The 9,418-nt window shown below is 71.9% G+C and carries 2 protein-coding genes; both read right to left on the bottom strand.

The window, feature by feature from the left end; all coding sequences use genetic code 11:
* Positions 1–1,315: type I polyketide synthase (locus JK363_RS40665; protein WP_201883365.1), on the bottom strand; the 1,315-nt coding region annotated here is incomplete at its 3' end.
* A gap of 14 nt (positions 1,316–1,329) precedes the next feature.
* On the bottom strand, positions 1,330–9,351 hold the full coding sequence (locus tag JK363_RS40660) for an SDR family NAD(P)-dependent oxidoreductase (protein WP_215911737.1): 8,022 nt from the start codon (positions 9,349–9,351) through the stop codon (positions 1,330–1,332).
* Positions 9,352–9,418: the final 67 nt, after the last annotated feature.

The following is a 9,418-nucleotide window of genomic DNA, read 5'->3' as shown; positions in this document are numbered from 1 at the left end:
TTGCGGTTTGCCACTCCCGGGACTCGGTCAGCAGCTCGACCCGACCGGACTCCCAATCGACATGCGGTGACGGCTCATCGACATGCAGGGTCGGTGGCAGCACACCGTGCCGCATCGCCATCACCATCTTGATCACACCGGCGACCGCGGCCCCGGCCGAGGTGTGACCGATGTTGGACTTGATCGAGCCCAGCCACAGCGGGTCACCGTCGCGCTCCCGGCCGTACGTGGCCAGCAGCGCCTGCGCCTCGATCGGGTCGCCCAGCTTCGTACCCGTCCCGTGGCCGTCGACCGCGTCCACATCGGACGGCCGCAGCCCGGCGCCTGCCAGCGCCTGACGGATCACCCGCTCCTGCGACGGACCGTTGGGCGCGGTCAGACCGTTGCTGGCGCCGTCCTGGTTGATCGCGGTACCGCGGATGAGCCCCAGGATGCGACGGCCATTGCGCCGGGCGTCGGACAGCCGCTCCAGCACCACCAGGCCGAGCCCGTCGGAGAACCCCGTCCCATCGGCGGACGCCGCGTACGCACGGCACCGGCCGTCCGTCGACAGACCGCGCTGACGACTGAACTCCCGCAGCATGAAGGGGCTGGGCATCAGGGTCACACCACCGGCGAGGGCGAGCGAGCACTCCCCTGCCCGCAGGGCCTGCACGGCCATGTGCAGGGCCACGGCGGAGGAGGAGCACGCCGTGTCCACGGACACCGCCGGACCCTCCAGGCCGAGGAGATAGGAGATCCGGCCGGACGAGACGCTGGCGGCGCCACCGGTGAGCTGGAAGCCCTCCACCTGGGCCACGCTTTTCTCCGGCCCCATGCCGTAGTCGGTGACGCTGAGCCCGCAGTAGACACCGGTCTCGCTGCCGCGCAGCGAGGTCACGTCGATGCGGGCGTCCTCGAACGCCTCCCACGACGCCTCCAGCAGCAGCCGCTGCTGCGGGTCCATCGCGGTGGCCTCGCGCGGGCTGATGCCGAAGAACTGGGCGTCGAACTCCCCGATGCGCTCCACGAAGCCGCCACCCCGGGTGTAGACCTTCCCGGTCTGGTCGGGGTCCGGGTCGTAGAGCCGCTCCAGGTCCCAACCGCGGTCGGTGGGCAGCCCGGTGATGGCATCACGCCCCGAGGCCACCAACTCCCACAGCTCCTCCGGCGAGCTGACCCCACCCGGGTAGCGGCAGCTCATGCCGATGATCGCCAGCGGTTCGGTGGCCCGGGACTCGGCCTCTTCGAGCTGCGCCCTGGTCTCGTTCAGTTCGACCGCGACTTTTTTGAGATAGCGGACGAGCTTTTCCTGCTGATCGATGTTCTCCGTCATTCCTGTGTCCCCCGTCACGCGTCGCCCAACTCCACATCGATCATCTGGAAGATCTCCTCGGCCGTGGTGGCCGCCTCGATCCGCTCCTTGGCGTGCTGCTTCTTGTCGCCCTGACCGCCGTCGCCCGCGCCGGCACCGGCCTGGGCGGTGGCGCTGATGCTGGACAGCAGGGTGCGCAGGCGCTTGGCCACCCGCTGCTGCTCGTCCGCGGAACTCGCGGCGAGCATGTCCTCGAGCTTCCTCATCTCCTGGTCGATGAGGGGCTCGGCCTGCTCTCCACCGCCGACCTCCGACAGCACCAGGTCGGCGACCGCGGCCGGTGTGGGGTGGTCGAACACGAGCGTGGCGGGCAGCCTCACACCGGTGGCCTGGGTGAGCCGGTTGCGCAGCTCCACCGCGCTGAGCGAGTCGAAGCCGATCTCCTTGAACGCCCGCTCGGGCTCGATGGACGCAGCCGACGCGTGGCCGAGCACCGCGGCCACCTGGGCCTGGACCAGTTCGAGGACGATGCGCTCGCGGTCCGTCTCCGCCACTCCGGCCAGCCGCTGGACCAACGCACCCGCACTGGTGTCGACCACCCTTGCCGGAGTCCGGACCAGTCCCCGCAGCAGCGGCGGCAGCATCCCGGCCCTGGCCTGGACGCGCAGCGCGGTCGTCTCCAGCAGGACCGGAGCCACCACGGCCGTATCCACGTCCAGCGACTGGTCGAACAGTGCGGGACCGGTCTCGGCGGTGAGCGCGCTGATGCCCATGCGCTCCAGCCGGGCGAACTCGGCCTCGTCCAGGCGGGCGGCCATACCCGCGTCCGACCACAGGCCCCACGCCAGTGCGGTGGCGGGCAGGCCCGCGGCCCGCCGGAGCCCGGCCAGCGCGTCCAGGGTCGCGTTCGCCGCCGCGTAGTTGCCCTGACCCGGGCTGCCGATGAGCGCGGACACCGAGGAGAACAGGACGAACGCGGAGAGGTCCGCGTCGGCGGTCAACTCGTGCAGATGCCACGCCGCGTCCACCTTCGGCCGCATCACCCGCTCGATCTGCTCGGGCGTCAGCGCCTCGACCACACCGTCGTCGAGCACACCCGCGGTGTGTACAACGGCGGTCAGCGGGTGCTCGAGGGAGCCGAGCGCGGCGGCCAGCTGCTCCCTGTCGGACACATCGCATGCGGCGACGTGCGCGTGGCAGCCCAAGGTCTCCAGCTCGGCCACCAACTCGGCGGCACCGTCGGCCTCCGGACCGCGCCTGCTGAGCAGCAGCAGATGACGGACACCGCGTGCGGTGGCCAGGTGTCGGGCGAACAGGGCGCCCAGACCGCCCGTACCACCGGTGACCACCACGGTGCCCTCGGGGTCGAACGCGGTCATCGACGCACCGGCGGAGGCGCGGGACAGCCTGGGTGCCAGCACCCGGCCGTCGCGGACCGCGAGTTGCGGTTCGTCCGCGTCGAGCACCGCGCCCCAGTCGGGCTCGTCGCCGTCCAGGTCCACCAGGAGGAACCGGTCCGGGTGCTCGGACTGGGCGCTGCGCAGCAGACCCCAGACCGCGGCCTGGGCCAGGTCGGGGGTCTCGCCACCGACGGCGTCGACGGCCCCGCGGGTCGCGACAACCAGCCGGGCCTCGGCCGGCCAGTCGGCGGCCAACCACCTCTGCACCAAGGTCAGTGCCTGGGTGGTGGCTTCCCGGGCAGCCCCGGCCACGTCCCCGTCCGAGGTGTCGACCGTGGCCAGCACCAGCTCCGGTACGGGGCCGCCGTCGGCCACGGGCTGTTCCAGCTCGGCCAGTTCACCGAGCACCACGACCCGCGCGTGCCGGCTCGTGCCAAGGGTCACCGGCGTCCAGTCGAGCTGGTACACCGACTGCCCGCCACCCCGGCGCAGCCGCTCCAGCTGAGCCGGTTCGACCGGGCGCATGTCCAGGCGCTCCAGGGTCAGCACCGGCTCGCCCTGCTCGGACACCACATCCACCCGCAGGGCCGCGTCACCCGCGGGCGAGATCCGCACCCGGACCCGGGAGAGACCCGAACGCCCGCCGGACACCTTCGACCACGAGAACGGCAGGATCGTCGCCCCGCCGTCCGAGCCCTTCTCGGCGAACGCACCGTGCAACGAGGCGTCGAACAGGGCGGGATGAAGACCGAAGCCCTCACCGCCGGTGTCACCCGGCAGTACCACCTCGGCGAACACCACGTCACCGACACGCCACGCGGTACGCACGCCCTGGAACACCGGTCCGTAGTCGAACCCGAGCTCGGCCATCCCGGCGTACAGCGCGCCGCCGGTCATCTCCACACCATCCGCGGGCGGCCACTGCGCGGGGATCCACGACGACACCGGTGTGGTGTCCTCCGCGGCCAGCCGGCCACGCGCATGGCAGGTCATCCCGGCGTCGTCCCCGGCCCCGGCGCGAGCGAAGATCATCACCTCACGGCGGCCGTCCTCACCGGCCGTACCGACCGTGACCCGCAGCTGTGCGGTCGTCCCTTCCTCCAGCAGCAGCGGCGACTCCATGACCAGCTCGTCCACCACCGGTGTGCCCACGCGCCGGCCGGCGGCCAACGCCAGTTCCACCCATGCCGTACCAGGAACGATCACCATGCCGAGGACGACGTGGTCCCGTACCCACGGCTGCGACTCGGTGGAGAAGCGCCCGGTGAACACCCACTCGTCACGGTCACCGATCTGCACGGCCGCGGCCAGGACGGGGTGTTCGACCTGGTCGAGACCGGCCGCTCCGACATCACCGGTCTGGGCCGAGGGCATCAGCCAGTAGTTCTCGCGCTGGAAGGCGTAGGTGGGCAGAGGCACGCGCCGCGCGCCCGTTCCGGCGTACACCGCGTCCCAGTCCACGCCGACCCCGGCGATATGTGCCTGGCCCAACGACAGCCAGAACCGGGCGAGGCCGCCCTCGTCCCGGCGCAACGACCCGACCACGGCCACCCGGCCCGCCGCGTCCTGCGCCTCGACGGTCTCCTCGACCGCCATCGTGAGCACGGGGTGCGGGGACATCTCCAGGAAGCAGCCCGTGCCCTTGTCGATGAGGGCACGGATGGCGGGCTCGAACCCGACCTGCCCGCGCAGATTGCCGTACCAGTACGCGGCGTCCATCGTGGCGGTGTCGACGAACGCGCCGACCGCCGTGGAGTACACGGGTACCTTCCCCGCCGTCGGTACCACCGAGGCCAGCGCCTCCAGCAGCTCCGCTTCCAGCGCCTCGACCTGCGCGGTGTGCGACGCGTAGTCCACATTGACCCGGCGCGCCCGGATCTCCTCCCGCTCGCACACCGCCATCACGGCGTCCAGGGCTCCCGGCTCACCGGCGACCACAACGGCCGCCGGGCCGTTCACCGCCGCCACCGACACCCGGCCCTCGTACGGGGCGATCAGCTCCTCGACCCGCTCCACCGGGAGCGCGACCGACATCATGCCGCCGAAGCCCGCGAGGCGGTCGCGCACCAACTGGCTGCGCACCGCCACGATCCGGACGGCGTCCGGCAGCGACAGCGCACCGGCCACGTACGCCGCGGCGATCTCACCCTGGGAGTGGCCGACCACCGCCGACGGCTCCACACCGTAGGAACGCCACAGCACCGCCAGGCTCACCATCACCGCGAACAGCGCGGGCTGGACGACATCGACGCGTTCCATCGACGGCGCGCCCGGCACACCCCGCAGTACATCCTCAAGGCGCCAGTCCACGAACTCGGACAGCGCCTCACCGCAGGCGGCGATTTCGGCGGCGAACGCGGGTGAGGAGTCGAGCAGTTCGACGGCCATGCCCTCCCACTGCGCGCCCTGACCGGGAAACACGAACACCGGCTTGGCGCCCGAGGCGATGGCCTGGCCGTCGACGACATTCGCCGCCGGGGTCGCCGAGGCCAGTGCGTCCAGGCCCGCCAGCAGTTCTCCGCGGTCCGCGGCGACCACGGTCGCACGGCGCTCCAGCAGCGCGCGGGTGGTGGCCGAGGAGAAGCCGATGTCCTCGACGGACACGTCCGCATCGGCGGCCACGCGCTCCCTCAGCCGTCGCGCCTGCGCCCGCAGCGCCGCATCGGTGCGCGCGGACACCACGACCGGCATCGGAGCGGTGGGCGCGGTCCGCTCGTCGGCCACCGGCTCCTCGGCCGGTGCCTCCTCGATGATGATGTGCGCGTTGGTGCCACTCACACCGAACGACGACACACCCGCACGACGCGGACGACCATCAACCCGCCACTCCCGGGCCTCGGTCAGCAGCCGCACCTCGCCGGACTCCCAGTCCACATGCGGCGACGGCTCATCGACATGCAGGGTCGGCGGCAGCACACCGTGCCGCATCGCCATCACCATCTTGATCACACCCGCCACACCGGCCGCGGCCGAGGTGTGACCGATGTTCGACTTGATGGATCCGAGCCACAGCGGGTCGCCGTCCCGGTCCTGGCCGTAGGTGGCGAGCAGCGCCTGCGCCTCGATGGGGTCACCGAGCCTCGTACCGGTGCCATGGCCCTCGACCGCGTCGACGTCGACCGGGCTCAGCCCCGCACTGCCCAGGGCCTGGCGGATGACCCGCTCCTGCGACGGACCGTTCGGCGCGGTCAGACCATTGCTCGCACCGTCCTGGTTCACCGCGCTGCCCCGGATCAGACCGAGGATGCGGCGGCCCTTGCGCTGGGCATCCGACAGCCGTTCCACCACCACCACACCCACGCCGTCGGAGAAGCCGGTCCCGTCGGCCGACGCCGCGTACGCCTTGCACCGCCCGTCGCTCGCCAGACCGCGCTGTCGGCTGAAGCCGATGAGCAGGTCGGGAGTAGCCATGAGCGAGATGCCGCCGACGAGGGCCGTCTCGCACTCGCCCGCCCGCAGCGCCTGGGACGCCAGGTGCAGGGCGACGGCGGAGGAGGAGCAGGCGGTGTCCACCGAGACCGCCGGACCCTCCAGGCCGAGTGTGTACGCGATCCGGCCGGACACCACGCTCATGGTGGTGCCGGTGAGGTGGTAACCCTCCAGTTCGGGAGCCATCGTGGCGTGGTAGCCCGAGGCGACGGTGCCGCAGAAGACACCGGTGTTGCTGCCGCGCAGCGAGGTCGGGTCGATGCCCGCGTCCTCGAACGCCTCCCATGACGTCTCCAGCAGCAGGCGCTGTTGCGGGTCGGTCGCCAGCGCCTCGCGCGGGCTGATCCCGAAGAAGTCCGCGTCGAACTCACCGATGCGATCGACGAATCCACCGGCCCGCGTGTACACCGTCCCGACCTGGTCGGGGTCCGGGTCGTAGAGCCGCTCCAGGTCCCAGCCACGGTCGGTCGGGAACGGGCCCATGCCGTCGCGGCCCGTGGCCACGAGCTGCCACAGCTCCTCCGGCGAGGACACCCCGCCGGGGAACCGGCAGCTCATGCCCACGATCGCCAGGGGTTCACCGGTGTCGACGCGCCGCGGCCGTGCCGCACGTGTGCGACCGCTCGCGGGATCCACCGTGATCCGCGAGACCAGCAGACGCGCCACCGCCATGGGTGACGGGTGGTCGAACACGAGGGTTGCGGGCAGCCGCACACCGGTGGCCTGGGTGAGCCGGTTGCGCAGCTCGACGGCGCTCAGCGAGTCGAAGCCGAGCTCGTTGAACGCGCGGCCGGGGTCGAGGGAAGTGGCCGAGGCATGGCCGAGTACACCCGCCACCTGGGCCAGCACCAGTTCGAGCGCGACCCGCTCACGGTCCGCCTCCGGCACACCCGCCAAGCGCCGGGCGAGGGACCCTCCGGCCTCACCCCGCCGGGTCGGGGCGGGTGCCAGCCCGCGCAGGACGGCCGGGATCGACCCGGCCCTGGCCTGGGCACGCAACACCGCGGTGTCCAGCCGGACCGGCGCCAGCAGCGCCACGTCGGAGGTCAGAGCCTCGTCGAACAGACCGAGACCCAGCTCGGTCGTCAACCCCTTGGCGCCCATGCGCTCCAGCCGGGCCAGCTCCCCCTGACCGAGCTGTGCGGCCATACCCGCGGCCTCCGACCACAGACCCCACGCCAGCGAGGTGGCGGGCAGGCCGACGGCACGCCGCGACGCGGCCAGCGCGTCGAGAGCCGCATTCGCGGCGGCATAGTTGCCCTGACCGGGGCTGCCGATCAGGGCGGCCACCGACGAGAACAAGACGAACGCGGAGAGCTCGGAGTCGGCGGTCAGCTCGTGCAGATGACACGCCGCGTCCACCTTCGGCCGCATCACCCGCTCGATCTGCTCCGGCGACAGCGACTCGACCACACCGTCGTCAAGCACACCGGCCGCATGCACCACACCCGTCAGAGGGCGCTCCACCGAGCCCAGTGCGGCAGCCAGTTGCTCCCGGTCGGCCACATCACACGCCATGACCTGGGCGGCACAGCCCAGGGTCTCCAGCTCCGCCACCAACTCGGCGACGCCATCAGCCTTCGGGCCCCTGCGGCTCAGCAGCAGCAGATGACGCACGCCATGCTCGGCGGCGAGATGACGGGCGAACACCGCACCCAGACCACCCGTACCACCGGTGACCACCACAGTGCCCTCGGGGTCGAACGCGGTCGCCGACTCACCGTCGGCGGCACGGACCAGCCTCGGCGCCAACACCCGACCGTCGCGCACCGCCAACTGCGGCTCGTCCAGGTCGGGCAACCCGCCCCACTGCAACCCGCCGCCCGCATCGTCGGCGTCGAAGTCGACCAGCAGGAACCGCCCCGGGTGTTCCGACTGCGCGCTGCGCAGCAGGCCCCACACCGCGGCCTGCGCGACGTCCGGAGCCTCGTCCTCGACGGCGACCGCACGCCGGGTCACCACCGCCAGCGCGGCCCCACCCAGGCAGTCAGTGGCGAGCCACCGCTGCACCAGGGCCAGCGCCTCGACCGCGGCCGCCGTGGCGTCCGTGGCCTCCGTGGTGTCGACGACCGCGAGCACCAGCTCGGGCGCCGAGTCACCACCCGTCACGGCCTGCTCCAGCGCGGCCAGGTCCTCGAACGGCGCGCCCTCGGCGGGAAGTCCACCGAGCACCGCGACCCGGGCGGACCGGCCGTTGGCGACCGTGACCGGGGGCCAGTCCAGCCGGTACAGCGACCCCGCCGTCTCGGCGGCTCGCTTCAGCTGAGCCTGGTCGACCGGACGGAACACCAACTGGTCCATGCTGAGCACCGGCTCGTCGAACTCGTCGACGATGTCGATGCGGAAGGCGGCCTCGCCCGCGGGGGTCAGCCGGGCGCGGGCGCGCGCCACACCGGTCCGGCTGAGCTGTACACCGTTCCACGAGAACGGCATGACGAGAGTGTCGTCCGGCTTCTCCCCGAAAAGCGAGCTCTGCACGGCGGAGTCGAAGAGCCCCGGGTGGATGCCGAATCCCTGTGCGTCGGTGTCGTCCGGCAGGGCGAGCTCGACATAGACGACGTCGTTGTCCTGCCACGCTTCGACCACCCCTTGGAACAGGGGTCCGTAGTCGTAACCGATGTCGGCCATGCGGGTGTAGAGCGCCTCCGCGGCGAGGGGCTCGGCGTCCTCAGGCGGCCATGCGATGTCCCACGCGGGCGCGGACCTGGGTTCCGGCGACAGCCAGCCACGGCCGTGGCAGGTCGCGTCAGGCTGCTCGTCCGCGTCGTGGTTCTCGGGCCGCGAGAAGATGACGAACTCGCGGCGACCGTCGTCGTCGGTGTGACCGACGACGATCTGGATCTGGCGCGCCGCCGTGTCCTCCAGGGCCAACGGGGCCTCGATGACAAGCTCGTCGAGCACATCGCAGCCGACCTCGCGCCCGGCGGCCAGGCTCATCTCGACCAGCGCCACCCCGGGCACGATGACCGCGCCCATGACGACGTGGTCGCGTGTCCACGGCTGGGTTTCGGTGGAGATACGGCCGGTGAAGAGCCATTCGTCGCGGTCACCGATGAGTGCCCGACCGGCCAGGACGGGGTGGTCGACGGCGATGAGTCCGGTGGCCGAGACATCGCCCGGAGCGGTGCCGGGGGTCAGCCAGTACCGCTCACGCTGGAAGGCATACGTGGGCAGATCCACGCGCTGGGCACCAGTGCCGGCGTAGAAGGCGTTCCAGTCCACCTCCACACCCGCGGTGTGAGCGCGGCCGAGGAAGCCGGCGAAGGTCTCCCGCTCGCCGTGCTTGGCCCGCAGA

The organism is Streptomyces coffeae (assembly GCF_016741875.1).
Taxonomy (GTDB): Bacteria; Actinomycetota; Actinomycetes; order Streptomycetales; family Streptomycetaceae; genus Streptomyces; species Streptomyces coffeae.
Note: the sequence above shows the minus strand (reverse complement) of the source record. Positions and strands in the feature narration are given on the sequence as shown.